Source organism: Cryobacterium sp. M91, assembly GCF_002929615.1.
GTDB classification, from domain to species: domain Bacteria; phylum Actinomycetota; class Actinomycetes; order Actinomycetales; family Microbacteriaceae; genus Cryobacterium; species Cryobacterium levicorallinum.
Window position 1 is genome coordinate 269,982 of the sequence record NZ_PJJT01000090.1, and the last position, 18,367, is coordinate 288,348.

17 protein-coding genes are annotated in these 18,367 nt (G+C 64.5%); 14 read left to right on the plus strand and 3 right to left on the minus strand.

The annotated features are described in order from the left end of the window. The first annotated feature begins 101 nt into the window (after positions 1–101). The 8 genes from CXY80_RS16935 (at position 102) to CXY80_RS16970 (ending at position 8,990) form a co-directional block, all read left to right on the plus strand. A complete protein-coding gene (locus CXY80_RS16935) occupies positions 102–866 on the plus strand; it encodes a YebC/PmpR family DNA-binding transcriptional regulator (RefSeq protein ID WP_104133205.1) in 765 nt (254 codons plus the stop codon). A 4-nt stretch (positions 867–870) separates the two neighbouring features. Further along, positions 871–1,497 carry a crossover junction endodeoxyribonuclease RuvC gene (gene ruvC / locus CXY80_RS16940; RefSeq protein ID WP_092449119.1) on the plus strand — a complete coding sequence of 209 codons (627 nt, stop codon included), beginning with the start codon at positions 871–873 and terminating at the stop codon, positions 1,495–1,497. Beyond that, on the plus strand, positions 1,494–2,174 hold the full coding sequence (gene ruvA / locus CXY80_RS16945) for a Holliday junction branch migration protein RuvA (RefSeq protein ID WP_092449118.1): 681 nt from the start codon (positions 1,494–1,496) through the stop codon (positions 2,172–2,174). Before ruvC ends, ruvA begins: the two co-directional genes overlap by 4 nt. Further along, positions 2,171–3,220, plus strand: coding sequence for a Holliday junction branch migration DNA helicase RuvB (ruvB, locus tag CXY80_RS16950; RefSeq protein WP_092449117.1), 1,050 nt, complete (start codon positions 2,171–2,173; stop codon positions 3,218–3,220). The genes ruvA and ruvB overlap by 4 nt, the downstream gene beginning before the upstream one ends. 108 nt (positions 3,221–3,328) lie before the next feature. Continuing rightward, positions 3,329–3,733 (plus strand): preprotein translocase subunit YajC, encoded by a 405-nt coding sequence (yajC, locus tag CXY80_RS16955; protein ID WP_092449116.1) that lies wholly within the window; start codon positions 3,329–3,331, stop codon positions 3,731–3,733. Between the two features lie 90 nt (positions 3,734–3,823). After that, positions 3,824–5,551: a protein translocase subunit SecD gene (gene secD, locus CXY80_RS16960; RefSeq protein ID WP_104133158.1), complete on the plus strand. Its 1,728-nt coding sequence runs from the start codon at positions 3,824–3,826 to the stop codon at positions 5,549–5,551. Then, positions 5,551–6,564, plus strand: a complete 1,014-nt coding sequence (gene secF / locus CXY80_RS16965) for a protein translocase subunit SecF (protein ID WP_104133159.1) — start codon at positions 5,551–5,553, stop codon at positions 6,562–6,564. The genes secD and secF overlap by 1 nt, the downstream gene beginning before the upstream one ends. A 170-nt stretch (positions 6,565–6,734) precedes the next feature. Further along, positions 6,735–8,990, plus strand: coding sequence for a bifunctional (p)ppGpp synthetase/guanosine-3',5'-bis(diphosphate) 3'-pyrophosphohydrolase (locus CXY80_RS16970; protein WP_092449113.1), 2,256 nt, complete (start codon positions 6,735–6,737; stop codon positions 8,988–8,990). Here the strand turns inward: CXY80_RS16970 and CXY80_RS16975 are convergent. The 3 genes from CXY80_RS16975 to CXY80_RS16985 form a co-directional block, all read right to left on the minus strand. Beyond that, complete coding sequence (locus CXY80_RS16975; protein WP_134476832.1) at positions 8,987–9,589, minus strand: type IV toxin-antitoxin system AbiEi family antitoxin; 603 nt, start codon at positions 9,587–9,589, stop codon at positions 8,987–8,989. The two genes, CXY80_RS16970 and CXY80_RS16975, sit on opposite strands and share 4 nt — an antisense overlap. A 113-nt stretch (positions 9,590–9,702) precedes the next feature. Then, the gene (locus CXY80_RS16980) at positions 9,703–10,935 is read right to left on the minus strand and encodes a DUF349 domain-containing protein (protein WP_104133161.1); all 1,233 of its coding nucleotides are present in this window, start codon (positions 10,933–10,935) and stop codon (positions 9,703–9,705) included. A gap of 109 nt (positions 10,936–11,044) precedes the next feature. Beyond that, positions 11,045–11,839, minus strand: a complete 795-nt coding sequence (locus tag CXY80_RS16985) for a peptidylprolyl isomerase (protein WP_092449110.1) — start codon at positions 11,837–11,839, stop codon at positions 11,045–11,047. A 106-nt stretch (positions 11,840–11,945) separates the two neighbouring features. On the opposite strand from CXY80_RS16985, the gene CXY80_RS16990 reads away from it, so the two are divergent. From CXY80_RS16990 to ruvX, 6 genes are all read left to right on the plus strand, one after another. Beyond that, entirely contained in the window at positions 11,946–13,286 is a 1,341-nt protein-coding gene (locus tag CXY80_RS16990; RefSeq protein ID WP_104133162.1) for a replication-associated recombination protein A, read from the plus strand. Between the two features lie 295 nt (positions 13,287–13,581). Next, positions 13,582–14,211 carry a 30S ribosomal protein S4 gene (gene rpsD, locus CXY80_RS16995; protein WP_092107727.1) on the plus strand — a complete coding sequence of 210 codons (630 nt, stop codon included), beginning with the start codon at positions 13,582–13,584 and terminating at the stop codon, positions 14,209–14,211. 129 nt (positions 14,212–14,340) lie between these two features. Beyond that, positions 14,341–14,712, plus strand: coding sequence for a DUF948 domain-containing protein (locus CXY80_RS17000; protein ID WP_092449108.1), 372 nt, complete (start codon positions 14,341–14,343; stop codon positions 14,710–14,712). A gap of 133 nt (positions 14,713–14,845) precedes the next feature. Beyond that, on the plus strand, positions 14,846–15,076 hold the full coding sequence (locus tag CXY80_RS17005; RefSeq protein WP_092449107.1) for a hypothetical protein: 231 nt from the start codon (positions 14,846–14,848) through the stop codon (positions 15,074–15,076). A 63-nt stretch (positions 15,077–15,139) separates the two neighbouring features. Then, positions 15,140–17,794 carry an alanine--tRNA ligase gene (gene alaS, locus CXY80_RS17010; protein ID WP_104133163.1) on the plus strand — a complete coding sequence of 885 codons (2,655 nt, stop codon included), beginning with the start codon at positions 15,140–15,142 and terminating at the stop codon, positions 17,792–17,794. A 101-nt stretch (positions 17,795–17,895) separates the two neighbouring features. Next, positions 17,896–18,366 (plus strand): Holliday junction resolvase RuvX, encoded by a 471-nt coding sequence (ruvX, locus tag CXY80_RS17015; RefSeq protein ID WP_092449189.1) that lies wholly within the window; start codon positions 17,896–17,898, stop codon positions 18,364–18,366. Position 18,367: the final 1 nt, after the last annotated feature.

Sequence of the window (18,367 nt, forward strand, 5' to 3'; positions counted from 1 at the left end):
AGTCGGCACCAAGCGTGCACCGACTTCGCAGCGATCATCAGAGCCTGATCGAGCACAACTCATTCGAACACAGCTTGTTCGAGCACAACAACGGGAGATGTATGTCCGGGCATTCCAAATGGGCCACCACCAAGCACCAGAAGGCGGTCACCGACTCCAGACGAGCCAAGGCGTTCGCCAAGCTCATCAAGAACATCGAGGTTGCGGCCCGCCTGGGCGGCGCTGACCTCTCGGGTAACCCGACGCTGGTCGATGCCATTCAGAAGGCCAAGAAGACCTCCGTGCCCAACGACAACATCGACCGCGCCGTCAAGCGTGGTGCCGGGCTGTCTGGCGAACAGGTTGACTACACAATCATCATGTACGAGGGCTATGCCACGCACGGTGTTGCGATCATGATCGAGTGCCTCACCGACAATAAGAACCGTGCTGCCGCCGAGGTACGCACCGCAATGGCCCGCAATGGGGGAGCCATGGCCGACCCGGGCAGTGTCGCCTACAACTTCCACCGCAAGGGTGTCGTCGTGGTCAAGCACCTGCCCACGATCACCGAAGACGACATCATGCTCGCCGTGCTCGACGCCGGCGCAGAAGAGGTCATCGACGAGGGCGAGACCTTCGAGATTCACTCTTCCGTTGGCGACCTCGTCGCCACCCGCACCGCGCTGCAGGCCGCCGGCATCGACTATGAGTCCGCCGATATCGCCTTCATCCCGTCGCTCAAAGTCGAAGTCGACGCCGAAACCGCCCGCAAGGTGTTCCACCTGATCGACGCGATGGAAGACCTCGACGACGTGCAGAACGTCTATTCCAACTACGACCTGTCGGCCGAGGTACAGGCCGCACTCTCGAGCGAGTCCGAGTAGTTCGATGGCGGTCCGGGTTCTCGGCATCGACCCGGGCCTCACCCGCTGCGGTGTCGGCGTGGTCGATGTCGAAGGCAACCGTTCGGCCCGCCTGGTGGACGTGACCGTGCTGCGCAGCGCGCCCGACCTGCCCCTGGAGCAGCGGCTGCTGCTGCTGTCGCAGGGCCTCGAAGAGATGCTCGACCGGCACCGGCCGCAATTCATCGCCATCGAACGGGTTTTCGCCCAGCACAACGTTCGCACGGTCATGGGAACGGCCCAGATCAGTGGGGTGGCCCTGTTGCTCGCCGCCCAGCGCGGACTGCCGGTGACCCTGCACACCCCGAGCGAGGTGAAGGCGGCCATCACCGGGTACGGGTCCGCCGACAAGCAGCAGGTCGGCACCATGGTCGCGCGCATTCTCGGGCTCACCGAAATTCCTAAGCCCGCCGATGCAGCGGATGCCCTGGCCCTCGCGATCTGCCATGCCTGGCGCACCGGCGCCTCCGGCGGCACGCTGCCGACCGTCGTCTCGGTCAAAGCGGCCACAGGAACGCCTGCCGCGCTGACCCCGGCGCAAAAGGCCTGGCGTGCCGCCGAACGCGGGTCGGTGCCAGCGGTGTCGGCGGTGCCCCGTAGTCTTAAGCGGTGATCTCTTCCGTACGTGGCCTTGTCCTGTCTGCCGTGGGCTCAACCGCCAGCTCATCAACGGTGGTAATCGAGGTCGGGGGAGTCGGCCTCGGGGTGCAGGTGACGCCGGCTACCGCCCTCGGCGTGCGCATCGGTGACGAGGCGCGCCTTGCGACCACGCTCATCGTGCGCGAAGATTCCCTTACCCTCTACGGTTTTCCCACGGCTGATGAACTCGCCGTGTTCGAACTGCTGGTCGGCGTCACGGGGGTTGGCCCCAAATCCGCCCTCGGCGTGCTCGCCGTGCTCAGCCCCAACCAGATCGGGCAGGCCGTCAATGCAGACGACGACGCAGCCTTCCGCAAGGTCAGCGGCATCGGTCCCAAGACCGCGAAACTCATCGTGCTCTCCCTCGCCGGAAAAATCGCCGTCAGCGCCGAAAGCGCCCCGACTCGCCGACCCGGCGCTACCTCGGTCGCCGCGAGCGTGCAGGCTGCCCTGATCGGTCTGGGCTGGTCCGAACGGGTCGCCGCTGAGGCCGTCGATGAAGCCCTCACCGAGCTGGCGGACGCTGCCGGCGCCGATTCCGCGCCGCCGACCGTCGCCGCTGTGCTCCGGCTGGCCCTCGGCCGCCTCGGCCCGGCGGCGCACCACGCCACCGGGTCTGCAGCTGCGTCGACCGGATCGGGCCGTTCGTGACCACGGACCCGGGCGTCGAGCTCAGTAACCCCTCGCTCGAAAGCGAATCCGAGCTCGCCTTCGAGGGCGCGCTGCGCCCGGCGAGCCTGGCCGAATTCGTCGGCCAGAAGAAGGTGCGCGGGCAGTTGCAGCTGCTGCTGACCGCCGCGACGATGCAGAACCGCACGCCGGACCACATCCTCCTGGCAGGCCCGCCCGGCCTCGGAAAGACCACCCTCGCCATGATCGTTGCCTACGAGGGCAACCGGCCGCTGCGCATGTCGAGCGGACCGGCCATTCAACACGCCGGTGATCTCGCTGCGGTGCTGTCCTCACTGGTTCCCGGTGAGGTGCTGTTCATCGATGAAATTCACCGCATGGCGCGATCGGCCGAAGAGATGCTCTATCTCGCGATGGAAGACTTTCGCATCGACATCATGGTGGGCAAGGGCGCCGGGGCCACCTCGGTGCCGCTCGACCTTGCCCCGTTCACCCTGGTGGGGGCCACGACGCGCTCCGGCCTGCTGCCGAACCCGCTGCGTGACCGATTCGGCTTCACCGCGCACCTGGAGTTTTACGCCGAGAGCGAGTTGGAACAGGTGCTCTATCGCGCCGCCCAGCTGATCGACCTGCCGATCGAGCGCGACGCGCTGGCCGAGATCGCCGGCCGGTGCCGGGGCACACCCCGCATCGCGAACCGCCTGCTGCGCCGGGTGCGCGATTACGCGCTCGTGCACGGGGGCGGCGCCAACATCGCGGCGGTGCACGCGGCGCTCGAACTCTACGACGTCGATGCGATCGGCCTGGATCGTCTGGACCGGGAAGTCATGAAGATCATCCTGACGCGATTCGGTGGTGGACCGGTCGGCCTGAACACCCTGGCCGTCTCGGTCGGCGAGGAGTCCGAAACCGTCGAAGCGGTCGTCGAGCCGTTTCTGGTACGGATAGGATTCCTCACGCGTACCCCGCGCGGCCGTGTTGCGACCAGCGCGGCCTGGCAACATTTTGGTCTCACACCGCCCCTGGGCATTACCCCACAGGGAAGTGTGACCCTTCTTGACCTATAATTCAATTTGGCCCGCCTGTCTAGAGGCATATTCTCTCTAGGCCTGCTGGCGGGTCTTCACCCACAAGCTTCGGCCACCCGCGCCGCAATCGGAAGGTTTTACCGCTCCATGGATTCTTTGACTCTCGTCATGTTGGCCGTTTTGGCCGTACTCGTCTTCTTCATGTTCCGCAACGGCCGCAAGCGCAAGAAGGACCAGGAAGCCCTGCAGGCGACCATGGTTCCCGGCGCCGACGTCATGACCAACTTCGGTATGTACGGCACGATCATTGCCATCGACGAAGAGGCCAACAAGGTCGAACTTCAGATCGCTCCCGGCGTCATCGTTGAGATCCACCGTCAGACCATCGCTCGCGTGGTGGAGCCGATTGTCGCCGACGACGTCGAAGACGACTCTGCCGTTGAAAGCATCGACTCACTGCGTGAATCGGAACTGTCTGAGCCGGAATTCGGCCAGCGCGTGGTCGAGAGCGATACCGACACCACCGAACAGCCGAAAAAGGGCGACGCGTAATCTAGCTCCCGCACCAACAACGCACGTACTGCAACACGCGGCGCGCCCACACATTCTGGTGTGGGCGCCAACAGAAAGCTGAGTTCATAGGTGGCTAAGTCGTCGTCTCCGGCCAAAAAGGCCTGGCGTTCCCTGACCTGGCTGGGCGTGCTCATCGTCGGCCTGATCGCTCTGAACGCGTTCGGCGTGTTCACCCAGAACGGGTCGTGGACGCCGAAACTGGCGCTCGACCTCGAGGGTGGAACGCAGATCATTCTCGCCCCGCAGGTCGAGAGCGGCGCGACCGTCACCTCTGAGCAGCTCACCGAGGCCGTGGGCATTATTCGCCAGCGGATCAACTCCTCGGGAGTCTCCGAAACCGAGGTCAACACTCAGGGCGGCCAGAACATCGTCGTATCGATCCCCGGTACCCCCGATGACGCCACCCTGGAGCGCATCAAGTCTTCGGCCAAACTGGAATTCCGCGCCGTGCTCGTGGCCGGTCAGCCCTCGGGCCAGACCGTCGGTGCCGACGGTACCGCGACCCCCGCACCGGAGGCAACCGTCGACCCGGGCCTGTCCACGACTCCGACGGTCGAACCCACCGACGCGAGCGACCTGAACTACGTCACCCCGGCCCTGCAGGCCGAGTATGACGCCTTCGACTGTGCCGCGATCAACACCACGAACGTCGCGCCGGCCGATGAACCCCTCATCACCTGCGAAACGGATGGCTCGATTAAGTACATCCTCGGCCCGGTCGAGGTTGACGGTTCCACCATCACCGACGCGACCAATGGTCAGCGCACCACCTCGTCGGGCGCAACCACCGGTGAGTGGGTCGTCAACATTGTGTTCAACAGCGAGGGCACCACGAAGTTCGCCGACGTCACGACGCGGCTGAACAACCTGACCGGGGCGCAGAATCAATTCGCTATCGTGCTCGACGGCGCTGTTATCTCGGCGCCGTCCAACACGCAGGGAGCCATCCTCAACGGCAGGCCGGAAATTTCGGGCTCCTTTGACCAGGACAGCTCGAAGGCCCTCGCTGACCAGCTCAAGTTCGGCGCTCTGCCGATCAGCTTCACCGTACAGAGCCAGGACACCATCTCGGCCACCTTGGGATCGACGCAGCTGCTCAACGGACTCATCGCCGGTTTAATCGGTCTGATCCTCGTCGTCATGTACTCGCTCGCCCAATACCGTCTGCTGGGCCTCGTGACCGTTGCTTCGCTCGCAGTCGCGGCCGTGATCACCTACCTGCTCATCACGATCCTGTCCTGGCGTGAGGGCTACCGTCTGTCGCTGGCCGGTGTTGCCGGCCTGATCGTGGCGATCGGTATCACCGCCGACTCCTTCATCGTGTACTTCGAACGCGTACGCGATGAACTGCGTGACGGTCGCGGGCTGGAGTCGTCGGTCGAGGCCGGCTGGAAGCGTGCCTTCCGCACCATCGTCGCCTCTGACGTCGTGAACTTTCTCGCCGCCGCCGTATTGTTCGTGCTCGCCGTAGGAAATGTGCGCGGCTTCGCTCTGACCCTCGGCCTCACCACCATCGTCGACCTGCTCGTGGTGAGCATGTTCACCCACCCGATGTTGCAGCTGGTTGCGAAAACCCGGTTCTTCAACGAGGGCCACAAACTTAGCGGCCTCGATCCTCGTGCCCTCGGCGCGGTTTACCGTGGCCGTGCCCGCTTTGAACCCTCGTCGACCATGTCGGCGAGGAAGGTGGCGTCCTCGAGCAAAGAGGCGGCCAAGCGACAAACGATCGCCGAACGTAAGGCGTCTGAGCTGGTAAGTTCCAGTACTGATCGATCGACAGACGGGAAGGATTCCTGATGGCCAGCTTCTCGCAGTTCGGAAATGACCTCTACACCGGGGCACGGTCGCTCAATATCGTCGGGCGCCGCAAACTTTGGTACCTGATCGCCGGTGGCATGATCCTCATTGCCCTGGTCGGCCCGTTCCTGCTGCGCGGTGGTTTTGTGTTCGGCATTGAATTCACCGGCGGCAGCGAATTCGTCGTCTCCCAGACGACGAGTCAGTCGCAAACCACGGCAACGGATGCCGTCGCGAGCGTCGCTCCCGACGTCGTTCCGAAGGTCTCCACCGTCGGCTCAGACGGTGTTCGGATCCAGACCGACCAGATGTCTGAGGGGGAGACGACGGAAGTACGCGACGCCCTCGCCGCCGCCTATGACGTTCCGGTCACCGAAGTGGCCACCTCCTTCATCGGAGCGACCTGGGGGCAGGACATCACCGGCCAGGCGCTGCGCGCCCTGATCGTGTTCCTCGTGCTCGCCGGTATCATCATGGCGATCTACTTCCGCACCTGGAAGATGTCGGTCGCGGCCATGGTCGCGCTGCTCCATGACCTCGTGATCACGGCCGGGTTCTACGGCATCACCGGATTCGAGATCACGCCGGCCGCGGTGATCGGGTTCCTGACCATTCTGGGCTACTCGCTCTACGACACCGTCGTGGTCTTCGACAAGATTCGGGAGAACACCAACTTCGATGGATCCGGCTCAAGCCGCACCTTCGCGGAGTCGGTCAACCTCGCCGTGAACCAGACGCTGGTGCGCTCGATCAACACCTCCGTCGTCGCCGCCCTGCCCGTGGCATCCATTCTGTTCATCGGTGCCTTCGTGCTCGGTGCTGGCACCCTGCGCGACATTTCGTTGGCTTTGCTCATCGGCATCCTGGTCGGTACCTACTCAACGATTTTCATCGCTTCGCCGCTGTATGTTCAGTTGCGCGCTGGCGAGGCCGCCATTCGTAAGCACGACAAGCAGGCTTTGGCGGCACGCGCCAAGGCTTCGACGCCGGCTGCGGAGTCCGTTACCGCGTAGCATTCGCTCTCTGATCGAAACGGCCAGCCCCGATGGGCTGGCCGTTTCGCTGCGTGTGGGCAGGGCGGATCGCTTGCAGCGTAAGGGAGAGGCGTCGCGAACCGGCATAATTGAGGGAACGCAAACACAGCCCGCGCGGTTTCAACCGCTGTGAGTTAAGAGGTGAGACTATGACGGACACGACGACGCCATCTCCGGCCTCGCTGCGCCGTTTGGTTCCGCGCATCTTCTCTCGGGCCCAGCCCGCTGGTGCCGTCGACCGCCTGATCAAGACGGTGCGGCTGAACCACCCCAAGGTCGACCTGTCGATTATTGAGCGTGCCTACACGGCCGCCGAGCGTGCCCACGACGGGCAGATGCGGCGCAGCGGAGAGCCGTACATCACCCATCCCGTTGCCGTGGCCCAAATTCTGGCCGACCTTGGCATCGGCACCAAGACCATAGCTGCTGCGCTGCTGCACGACACCGTCGAAGACACCGACTACACGCTCGACGCCCTGCGGGCCGACTTTGGCGACGAAATTGCGATGCTGGTCGACGGCGTCACCAAGCTCGACAAGGTGAAGTACGGCGACTCGACTCAGGCCGAGACCGTGCGCAAGATGATCGTCGCCATGTCCAAGGACATCCGCGTACTCATCATCAAACTCGCCGACCGGCTGCACAACGCGCGCACCTGGGGCTTCGTACCCAACGAATCCGCCGTGCGGAAGGCTACTGAAACCCTTGAGATCTATGCACCGCTGGCTCACCGCCTGGGTATTCAGACCATCAAGTGGGAACTCGAAGACCTCTCTTTCGCCGTGCTGTACCCCAAGCTCTACGCCGAGATCGAAAGCCTGGTCAAACAGCGCACCCCGCAGCGCGAAGAGTTCGTGCAGCAGATCATCGACACCATCAGTGACGACCTCAAGTCCGCTCGAATTCGGGGAAAGGTTGCCGGGCGCCCCAAGCAGTACTACTCGATCTACCAGAAGATGGTCGTGCGCGGCCGCGAATTCGACGAAATCTACGACCTTGTCGGCATCCGCGTTCTCGTGAATTCGGTAAGGGACTGCTACGCCGTGCTGGGTTCTATTCATGCCCGCTGGACCCCACTGCCCGGGCGGTTCAAGGACTACATCGCGACCCCCAAGTTCAACCTCTACCAGTCGCTGCACACGACGGTGCTCGGCCCGAGCGGTCGCGCGGTCGAGATCCAGATTCGTACCACCGAAATGCACCAGCGCGCCGAATTCGGTGTCGCCGCGCACTGGAAGTACAAGGAGCAGGTCAACGGCAAGAGCGCCGGCGGCCCGGGCCCGCAGAGCGACACCGATATGGCCTGGCTGGCGCATATCTCCGACTGGCAGGCCGAAACCGCCGATCCCGGCGAGTTCCTCGACTCCCTGCGCTACGAGATCGGTGCCAAAGAGGTTTATGTCTTCACGCCGAAGGGCCGCGTCATCGGGCTGCCCTCGGGCGCGACCCCGGTTGACTTCGCCTACGCGGTGCACACCGAGGTCGGCCACCGCACCATGGGCGCCAAGGTCAATGGCCGTCTGGTTCCGCTGGAGAGCGAACTTATCACCGGAGACGTTGTCGAGGTATTCACCTCGAAGAACCCCGACTCCGGGCCCAGCAAGGACTGGCTCAATTTCGTCAAGAGCCCACGCGCGCGCAACAAGATTCGGCAGTGGTTCACTAAGGAGCGCCGCGACGAAGCCATCGAGCAGGGCCGCGACGCCATCGCCAGGGCCATGCGCAAGCAGAACCTTCCGCTGCAGAAGCTGATGAACCAGGACTCCTTCGCGGAGGTCGCGGCTCAACTCAAATATGATGACGTGTCGGCCTTGTATGCGGCGGTCGGTGAAGGCCACGTCTCGACCCAGTCCGTGCTCGAAAAAGTTGTGTCCTCGGTGCAGAGCATCGACGACAATGACAGCAACGACTTTCCGGTTGCTGCCCGCGGCCGGCCGCAGACCACCCGGAACACTGATTCTGGTGTGCTCGTGCGCGGTGCCCCGGACATTCTGGTCAAGCTTGCCCGCTGTTGCACGCCGGTTCCCGGCGACAAGATCGTCGGGTTTGTCACCCGTGGTGCTGGTGTCTCGGTGCACCAGGCGGCGTGCCACAACGTGCAGTCCCTGCTCAAGGAACCCGAGCGCATGATCGAGGTCGACTGGGCGCCAACGTCGAAGAGCCTGTTCCTGGTGCACATCCAGATCGAGGCACTCGACCGATCCGGATTGCTTTCCGATGTCACCCGGGTGCTGTCTGAGCATCACGTGAACATTCTCTCGGCCACGGTCAACACGTCGAGTGACCGCCTGGCGCTCAGCCGGTTTGTGTTCGAGATGGGTGACACCACCCACCTTGATCGCGTCCTCAATGCTGTGCGCCGCATCGATGCTGTCTACGACGTCTACCGGGTCAACGACGGCTAGACGCCCACTGCTTTCTCGGGTGCTGCGCTCGACTGGTACAGGGAGCGCAACGCCTCGTTGACCGCCGCGAACCTGGCCACGGCGACGACGCTGTAGGCTGGGCTGCCGCGCTGGCAGAGGCGCACGGCCGCGGAGATGTCAGGATACGCGCCGTAGTGCAGCAGCCGGGCTAGAAGCGCGATGATCTCGGCCCCCGAGGTCGCTGGCGGATAGCGCGCCAGGTCGACGGCGGTACGCAGGGGAGTGGTCACCCGGACATTCGCGATGGTGCGCACGTCATCGGGAGAGCGCACGATTTCGCGCAGCTGAACACGTGGTGACCAGACGGCCGTCGTGCGCGCACCAATGAGCACGCAGAATTGGTGGCGACGGGGCTCAGGTGCGACGCCGTAGATCCACGCGGCGGTGAGGCGCTCGGCGATGGCGCGGGGTGGGACCAGCCGGCTGGCGGAGACGGCCCGTGTGGAGCATCCGTCTATTTCATCGATCACACACCAGGAGTCGGCGAGTTGAAAAACCTGCCCGTCGAGCCGGGCGCTGCACAGCTCGGCCAGGGGCAGGTCGTTGACCGTGCGCGTTCGTTTCCGGGGATTCATCATGCCGCCATGCTGTCCCTTAACCAGGTCCAGGCCCCCGAAGGAGCCTGGATCTGTGGAGAAAATGACCACCGGTGCGGGGTGGGGATAGTTCCTGCCGGGTGTTGCAGTCGTGCCTATTGGCCCATCGCCTTGAGCCAAGCCTTGCGGGCCTCGAGCGCTTCGTTGGCGTTCTTGATGGCGCGGGCGTTCTGGCTCTTCTGAGCGGTGGCCAGTTCATCTTCAAGTTTGGCGATCGCGTCATTCAACTGGCCGGCGAAACCCTCGGTGCGGGCCTTGGTCTCTGGATTATTGCGCTTCCAGTGGTCGTCATCGAGCTTGCGCACGACGGCTTCGACCTTGCGCAGGCGATCCTCGATCGGCTTGACCTCGTCGCGCGGAACCTTGCCGATGACGTCCCACTTGCGCTGGATGACCGTGAGCGTGTCGCGAGCGGCGTTTCGGTCAGTGGTCGTCAGCAGTGTCTCGGCTTCGGTCAGGAGTTCCAGCTTGAGTACCAGGTTCGCGGAGAACTCCTCGTTGTCCTGAGCTTCCACCTCGCTCTTGACGGAGTAGAGCACGTCGCCGGCGGCCTTGAACTTCGCCCACATGGCGTCGTCCTGCTTTTTGCCGCTGCGGCCGGCCTGCTTCCACTCGTCGAGCAGCTTGCGGTAGGCGGACACCCCGTCGGCACCCTGCGGCGCGAGCGCCTCAGCCTGCTCGATTAGGTGCTGCTTCTTGGTGCGAACGTCCTTGTGCGCGCTGTCGAGCTCGGCAAAGAACGCCTTGCGGTTCTGCTCAATCGTCGTGCGGGCCGCCCGAAAGCGCTTCCACAGGTCGTTGGCCTCGCCCTTGGGAATGCGCGGGGCATCGTGCTGGTGCGCCTGCCACTTCGCAAAGAGGGCGTCGAGGGCAGCGCTGGTCTGCTTCCACTGTGTCTTGGCCGGATCTTCGGCGGCGAGGCGCTCGGCCTCGGTCACGATCTCGGCTCGTTCGGCGACGGCGGCAGCGGATGCTGCTTTGGTCTCGATGCTCTGCTGCTCGGTGAGTTCGGTGACGGCTCCGCCGAGCGCGCCGAGGCGTTCTGCCAGCGCGGCCAGGTTACCGACGGCGTTGGCGTTGGCAACGGCGACGGTGAGATTGGCCACCGATTTGGCCACGTCTGCGGCCGGAGCGCCACCCTTCGCACGCTGCTCGAGCAGGGTGACCTGCCCATTGAGTTCAACGTACTTGCGTTCGAAGTAGGCCAGGGCCTCTTCCGGAGTGGCATCCGGGTATTGGCCGACGGCGCGTTCGCCATCCGCCTCGCGCACGTAAACCGTGCCGGTTTCGTCTACGCGACCCCATGGTTGCTGATCTGTCGTAGTCAAGAGCCTCACCTTTGCTGAGTTGTTGTGTGGGCGCCGCGGGAAGAAAAAATGCGGAGCCAGGAAATACCCTGATAAGCCTATTGCAATAGCGCAGGGGGATCGATCGATCCTACTGAACTGTTATCCCGGTAATCGTTGTCGGTACGACGGGCGAGGCGCCGCCTGCCGTGATTCCGGCATCCGTGATCTCGGTTTTGATCTGGTCGAGGCCACTCGTGACCCGCCCGAGCACCGTGTAGCCGCCTGCGCTGTCGGCGGGGATGGTGCTGTCTTCGTAGACGATGAAGAACTGGCTGCCGTTGGAGAAGCCGTCGTTGCCGGAACGTGCCATGGCGAGGGTTCCAGCTGGGTACACGTTGTCGGTCGGTGCATTCTCCACCGGTCCGTAGCTGTAATCGGGGCCGCCGGTGCCATCGCCCACCGGGTCGCCGCACTGCAGCACGAAAATGCCCTCCACCGTCAGACGGTGGCAGGTGAGGCCGTCGTAAAACCCGGTCTGAACGAGGCTGATGGTCGACGAAACCGCCTGCGGCGCCAGGGCGCCGTCGAGCTCGATTCCCACCGGAATGTCGTTGAGGGTCATGGTTCCGGTCCAGGTGCGACCTTCGGCCAGCGTGCTGGCGGGCACCACACCCGAATTGGCCCCGGCGGCAGCCGTCGGCGTCGTGGTCGGGGTGTCGGTTGCCGCAGTGGTCGCGTCCGGAGTACCTGGTCCGCCGGTGAAGTAGAAGACCTGCGCCACCACGATCAATGTGAGTACGACGAGCAGCCCCCCGCCGGCGATCAGGTTGTCCCGCACGCGCCGCTTCGACTGGTGCTCGTGCACCGCCCGTCGGGCCTGGTAGGAACGAACACGTCCGCGCTCTTCACGTGCCGCACGCTCGAGCTTGTAATTCGAAGCCACTTGGAACCCCTCCAGGGCCGTCGGGGTTGGCGACGACCGCACAAACGCAGTCGGGCGCCAACGCTCCCGACCTCGTAGAACTCTACGCACAAACTACGCTGGAGGAATGTCGGATGCTCAACCGGGTCTGCGGAGTGGCCAGGCCCCCCTCGCCGTACGAATGCGCCCGAAAACCCTGGACGAGGTAGCCGGCCAGCGTCATCTGCTCACCCCGGGGTCGCCCCTGGTTAGTCTGGCCAGCGACAAGACGGGGGAGCGCGGCAGCGTGTCGGTCATTCTCTGGGGACCGCCCGGTACTGGCAAGACCACGCTCGCGCAGGCGATCGCGCACAGTTCCGGACGTCGTTTCGTTGAACTCTCTGCTGTGACGGCCGGTGTGCGCGACGTGCGCCAGGTGATGGAGGACGCCCGAACCAACCGCGACCTCTACGGTCTCGCGACGGTGCTGTTTCTCGATGAGATCCACCGCTTCTCCAAAGCCCAGCAAGACACCCTCCTGCCAGGGGTCGAGAACGGCGTCGTCATCCTGGTCGCCGCGACGACCGAAAATCCGTCGTTCTCGATCATTTCTCCTTTGCTGTCTCGTTCACTATTACTCACCCTCGAAGTTCTGAGCGACGACGACCTCGGGATCGTCGTTGATCGTGCGGTCACCGATTCGCGCGGCCTCGCTGACCGGTTCGAACTCGAGGCCGAGGCTCGCGGCGCGATCATTCGCCTGGCCTCGGGGGATGCGCGGCGGGCGCTGACGGCGCTGGAGGCGGCATCCGTTTCGGCGGAATCGACGCTCGAACCCGGCGCGACCGGCAAGCCTGTCATCACGACCGACATCGTCTCGCTCGCCGTTGATCGTGCGCTGCTGCGCTATGACCGCAACGGTGACGAGCACTACGACGTAATCAGCGCGTTCATCAAATCGGTGCGCGGCAGTGACGTCGACGCCGCGCTGCACTACCTGGCGCGCATGATCGAGGCCGGCGAAGACCCGCGCTACATCTGCCGCCGCATCATCGTCCTCGCCTCCGAAGACATCGGCATGGCCGACCCGCAATCGCTCCTGATCGCCGTCGCCGCCGCCGATGCCGTCGCGCTGATCGGCATGCCTGAGGGGCGAATCCCGCTCGCCCAGGCCGTTGTGCACCTCGCGACGGCCCCCAAATCGAACGCCGCCTACATGGCGCTCGATGCTGCCATAGCGGATGTTCGCGCCGGCAAGATGGGCCGCGTGCCCAAGGGCATGCGCGACGCGCACTACCCCGGCGCCAAGCGACTCGGCCACGGCAAGGGCTACGTCTACCCGCACAATGACCCGCTCGGAGTGGTCACCCAGCAATACCCCCCAACGGAGCTGAAATCCACCCGCTACTACGAGCCGACCGAGCACGGCCACGAGCGCGATATCTCCGCCCGCCTCCTAAAAATCCGTCGTATAGTCCGCAACGAATAAATGCGCATCCAGTTTTCACGAGACCGCTCGCGACCGCCGCTGCCCGGATCGGGAACTCGCCCTGGTGTGCAGAGCCTGAGCAGGGCATCCGCTGTGCTAACCTTGACTCTGCCTACAACTGGTTTCGGCATGCGGCTGCGTCCGTTTCCAGTTTGGAGGGGTTTCGTTCTGTAGCCGAACGTCCCATGGCACCCAATCCTCTGATCTCCCATGACGACTGTGTTGATTAGACACTGTGCTGAAAAGACGCACTCGCCCTGGTATCCCTGTTATTGAGTCCGATTGAAAGGAAACCGTGTCTACCAAGTCACGTACCCGCAGTAAAACTCGCCTCTCGCGCGCCCTGGGCATTGCCCTCACGCCGAAGGCAGCCCGCTTCCTCGAGAAGCGCCCCTATGCACCCGGTGAGCACGGCCGCACCAAGCGCAAGACCGACTCGGACTACGCCGTTCGTCTGCGCGAAAAGCAGCGCTTACGCGCCCAGTACGGCATCCGCGAAGCCCAGCTCAAGATCGCCTTCGAGCAGGCTCGTCGTCGTCAGGGACTGACCGGTGAGAACCTCGTCGAGATCCTCGAGACCCGTCTCGACGCCCTCCTCGTGCGTTCGGCCATCGCCCGCACCACCGCCCAGGCTCGCCAGATGATCGTGCACCGTCACATCCTCGTTGACGGAGAGCTCGTTGACCGGCCCTCCTTCCGCGTGAAGCCGGGCCAGCTCATGCACGTCAAGGCTCGCAGCGAGGGCATGGAGCCCTTCCAGGTTGCAGCAGCCGGCGGACACGTCGACCTGCTCCCCAAGCTCCCGCCGTACCTCGAGGTTGAGCTCGACAAGCTTCAGGCCCGCCTCGTGCGCGCGCCGAAGCGCATCGAGATCCCCGTGACCTGTGAAGTTCAGCTCGTCGTGGAGTACTACGCAGCTCGCTAACCTGTGCAGTTGGATAGTTAGTTAACCGGTCTTTGACCGGTACGCTGAAGGGCGGATCATCTCTGGGTGATCCGCCCTTTTTTGTATTCCCGGGCCTCCCAGGGGCCCATTGATCTGAGTGGAGTCACCGTGTCGGGTGGAGATATTGCAGGTCTGATCGCCGCCGGCGTATTCGCGATTCTGGTGGCGGTCATCGCCGTTCCGCTGGTCAAGCTGGGCCGGGTGTTCGATGAAACCACCGCGGCCATCCACGATCTCAGCGAGGGAATCACCCCGATGCTTGCAGAGACGACCGAAACCATCCGATCCACGAATCAGCAGCTGGCGAGGGTCGACACGATCACCAGCAACGTAGCGGATGTCACCGGTAACGTCTCAGCGCTCGTCGCGCTGTTCGCGGCCACCGTCGGCGGTCCGCTGATCAAGCTCGCCGGATTCTCGGCCGGCGTGCGAGCCGCCTTTCGTGGCGGGCGGGCGGGGTCCGGGCGAAATCGGGGTTGACCGGCTACTCTGGAGACGGCGTTGATATTCTCGCGCCCGACTTATCGATAGCTGCGGCTAGCGGTGCCAGGCTCCATTCAATTCGGTTCTATTGACTGAAAGCACAGGCCGCGCAGATTCAGGGAGAAGTGCCATGAAGAACGTCATCTGGTTGGTCATCGGTGTGGCCGCTGGCTTCGTCGTTGCTCACGAGGTCAACAAGACTCAGCAGGGTAAGCAGTTCTTCACCGAACTCGACACCAAGGCGCGCGAGTTCGGCGAGGCCATCTCCGAGGGGTATCGGCAGCGCGAGGCCGAGTTGCACGCAGCGCTCGGTGACGTTGCGGATGCCGTTGGCGACGCGCCGGCACCAAGCGCGTCCTGAGCATCCGCTTTATAAGGGCACCACGCTCCACCTCACTCATGCACTTCAATAGCTACGGACACCATGCAGACTGCTGACATTCGCGGGCGCTGGCTCGACTTCTTCGCCGATCGTGGACACACCGTTGTGCCGTCCGCTTCACTGGTGAGCGACGACCCCACCCTTCTCTTCACCGTGGCCGGCATGGTGCCGTTCGTGCCGTACCTGACCGGGTTGGTTCCGGCACCGTATCCGCGCGCCACGAGCGTGCAGAAATGCATTCGCACCAACGACATCGAAGAAGTGGGCAAGACCCCGCGCCACGGCACGTTCTTTCAAATGAACGGAAACTTCAGCTTCGGCGACTACTTCAAGGAAGAGGCCATCGGCTTCGCCTGGGAACTGCTGACTACCCCGGAAGACCAGGGCGGATACGGCTTTCGCGAGAGCGACCTCTGGGTCACCATCTACCTCGACGACGATGAGGCGCACCGCTACTGGCGCGCGCTCGGCGTGCCGGACAACCGCATCCAGCGCCTCGGCATGGACTCCAACTACTGGTCCACGGGCCAGCCCGGCCCGGCCGGCCCCTGCTCGGAGATCTTCTTCGACCGCGGCCCCGCCTACGGCGCCGATGGTGGCCCGGCCACCGACGACGACCGTTATGTCGAAATCTGGAACCTCGTCTTCATGCAGTACCTGCGCGGCGAGGGCAACGGTAAGGGCGACTTTCAGATTCTGGGCGACCTGCCGAAGAAGAACATCGACACCGGCATGGGCCTCGAGCGCGTCGCCTTTTTGAAGCAGGGCGTCGAGAACATGTACGAGATCGACCAGGTGCGCCCGGTCTTGGACCGGGCCGCCGCGCTCTCCGGACGACGTTACGGCGCCGACCACGCCGACGACGTGCGCATGCGCATCGTCGCCGACCACGTGCGTTCCTCGCTCATGCTGATGAGCGACGGCGTCATGCCGTCGAACGAGGGTCGCGGCTATATCCTCCGCCGCCTGCTGCGGCGCAGCGTACGCGCCATGCGCCTGCTCGGCGTCGACACCGTGAGCATGCCCGAACTACTGCCGGCCTCCCGCGACGCCATGAGCGCCGCCTACCCGGAGGTGAAGAGCGACTTCGGGCGCATCAGCCAGGCCGCGTTCGCCGAGGAAGAGACGTTTCTGCGCACCCTTGCGAGCGGTAGCGCGGTGCTCGACCTCGCCGTGGCCAAGACTAAGAAGGCCGATAAGACCGAACTGGCCGGACCGACCGCTTTTCTGCTGCACGACACCTACGGTTTTCCGATCGAGATCACCCTCGAAATCGCCGAGGAAGCCGGCCTCAGCGTCAACCGTGACGCCTTCGACGTGCTCATGACCAAGCAGCGCACCATGGCCAAGGCTGATGCGAAGTCCAAGAAGACCACCCTGGCCGACCTCGGGGTCTACAGCGCGTTCCGCGCCCTTGGCGAGACCGTGTTCACCGGTTACGAGGACCTGCAGAACGAGTCCAGCGTGCTCGGTCTCATCGTCGATGGTGAGTCGGTGACGAGCGCCGTTGCCGGAGAAACAGCCGAGGTCATCCTCGCAGAGACGGCGCTCTGGGCCGAAGCGGGCGGGCAGGTAGCGGATGCCGGCCTTATCGTTGGCCCCGGCTACGAGCTCAAGGTGCTCGACGTACAAAAGCCGGTTAAGGGTCTGATCAGCCACAAAGTGCTCGTGCAGTCCGGCGAGGTCGGCGTGGGCGAGCGCGCCACGAGCGTGGTCGACGAAAACTGGCGCCGCGGCGCCCGCCAGGCGCACTCCGGCACGCACGTGCTGCACGCTGCCCTGCGCCAGGTGCTCGGCCCGAACGCGCACCAGTCCGGTTCGTACAACAAGGCCGGCTTCTTTCGCCTCGACTTCTCCTGGAACCAGGCGCTCTCGCCGGCGACTCGCACCGAGATCGAAGAAATCTCCAACAACGCCATTCGCGACAACCTGCCGGTGACCACCCGGGAACTGCCCATTGCGGAGGCGAAAGCGCTCGGTGCCATGGCGCTGTTCGGCGAGAAGTATGGTGACGTCGTGCGCGTCGTCGACATCGGCGGCCCGTGGTCGCGCGAACTTTGCGCCGGTACCCATGTGGGCAGCAGTGCTGAAATCGGCATGATCAACCTGATCAGCGAGGCGTCGGTCGGTTCGACCAACCGTCGCGTCGAATCCCTCGTCGGCCTCGAAGCGTTCCGTGACCTCGCCGCCGAGCGCATGCTGGTGTCGCAGCTGACCTCAAGCCTGAAAACTCCTCGCGAGCAGCTTCCCGAACGCATCAGCGACCTGGTCGCGAGCCTCAAGAGCGCCGAGAAGAAGATCGCGGCCTTCGAAGCCCGTGCCCTGACCGACCGGGTCCCCGCTCTGCTGGCCACGGCCCGCCGGGTCGGTGCAGTAACGATCGTGGCCGAAGACCTCGGCGTGCTCGGATCCCCGGACGACGCACGGATGCTGGCCCTCGCGACCCGCGAACGCCTCGGCACCGACGCCGTCGTCGTGGCGATCTCGGCCATAGCCGCGGACAAGCCCGTCGTGATCGTCGCCACCAACCAGGCAGCTAGAGATGCCGGCCATAAGGCCGGTGCCCTTGCCAAGACCGTCGCCGGAATCCTCGGTGGTGGTGGCGGCGGCAAGGACGATTTGGCTCAGGGCGGCGGCCCCAACGGCGACGCCATCCCGGCCGCTCTCCAGGCGGTTGTCGCGGCGGTCAGTCGCTAACGATGAGGTCCGACCGCGCTCGCTCACGCTCTGGCTCCGCCGACCCTGGTCGTTCGGCGGCGCTGACCGGCGGGGTCGCGCCGGGTGCGGTCGCCGGCACGATGCGCTCAGGCGTGCGCCTCGGCGTGGATGTGGGCAAGGTGCGCATCGGCCTGGCCCGCAGCGACAACCACGGCATGCTCGCGACCCCGGTGGAAACCGTCGCCCGCGACGAGGCCGGAGTGACCGATCTGGCCCGCATTCTCGCGGTGGCCCTCGACCTTGACGCCGTCGAGGTTATCGTTGGCCTGCCGTTGGCGTTGTCAGGCACTGAGACCGCCTCCACGGACGACGCGGTCGGTTTCGCCGCGCGCCTGGCCGCAACTCTCGCCGTGCCGGTGCGGCTCGTCGACGAACGTCTCTCGACGGTGTCGGCGCAATCCGCGCTGCGGGCATCCGGTCGTGCCGCGAAAACGCAGCGGCCAGTAATCGACCAGGTGGCCGCGACTATTATTTTGCAACATGCGCTCGACAGTGAGCGTTCCTCCGGGCGACCGCCAGGGTCGCCCGTCGAACCGACCGAGAGGCCGTAAT

What these genes read in the sequence shown, in the direction of transcription:
- CXY80_RS16935 (WP_104133205.1), top strand. Translation starts at nt 102, where the DNA reads ATGTCCGGGCATTCCAAATGGGCCACCACCAAGCACCAGAAGGCGGTC.
- alaS (WP_104133163.1), top strand. Translation starts at nt 15,140, where the DNA reads ATGCAGACTGCTGACATTCGCGGGCGCTGGCTCGACTTCTTCGCCGAT.
- CXY80_RS16975 (WP_134476832.1), bottom strand. Translation starts at nt 9,589, where the DNA reads ATGATGAATCCCCGGAAACGAACGCGCACGGTCAACGACCTGCCCCTG.
- yajC (WP_092449116.1), top strand. Translation starts at nt 3,329, where the DNA reads ATGGATTCTTTGACTCTCGTCATGTTGGCCGTTTTGGCCGTACTCGTC.
- ruvC (WP_092449119.1), top strand. Translation starts at nt 871, where the DNA reads ATGGCGGTCCGGGTTCTCGGCATCGACCCGGGCCTCACCCGCTGCGGT.
- CXY80_RS16970 (WP_092449113.1), top strand. Translation starts at nt 6,735, where the DNA reads ATGACGGACACGACGACGCCATCTCCGGCCTCGCTGCGCCGTTTGGTT.
- secF (WP_104133159.1), top strand. Translation starts at nt 5,551, where the DNA reads ATGGCCAGCTTCTCGCAGTTCGGAAATGACCTCTACACCGGGGCACGG.
- CXY80_RS17005 (WP_092449107.1), top strand. Translation starts at nt 14,846, where the DNA reads ATGAAGAACGTCATCTGGTTGGTCATCGGTGTGGCCGCTGGCTTCGTC.
- ruvX (WP_092449189.1), top strand. Translation starts at nt 17,896, where the DNA reads ATGCGCTCAGGCGTGCGCCTCGGCGTGGATGTGGGCAAGGTGCGCATC.
- CXY80_RS16990 (WP_104133162.1), top strand. Translation starts at nt 11,946, where the DNA reads ATGTCGGATGCTCAACCGGGTCTGCGGAGTGGCCAGGCCCCCCTCGCC.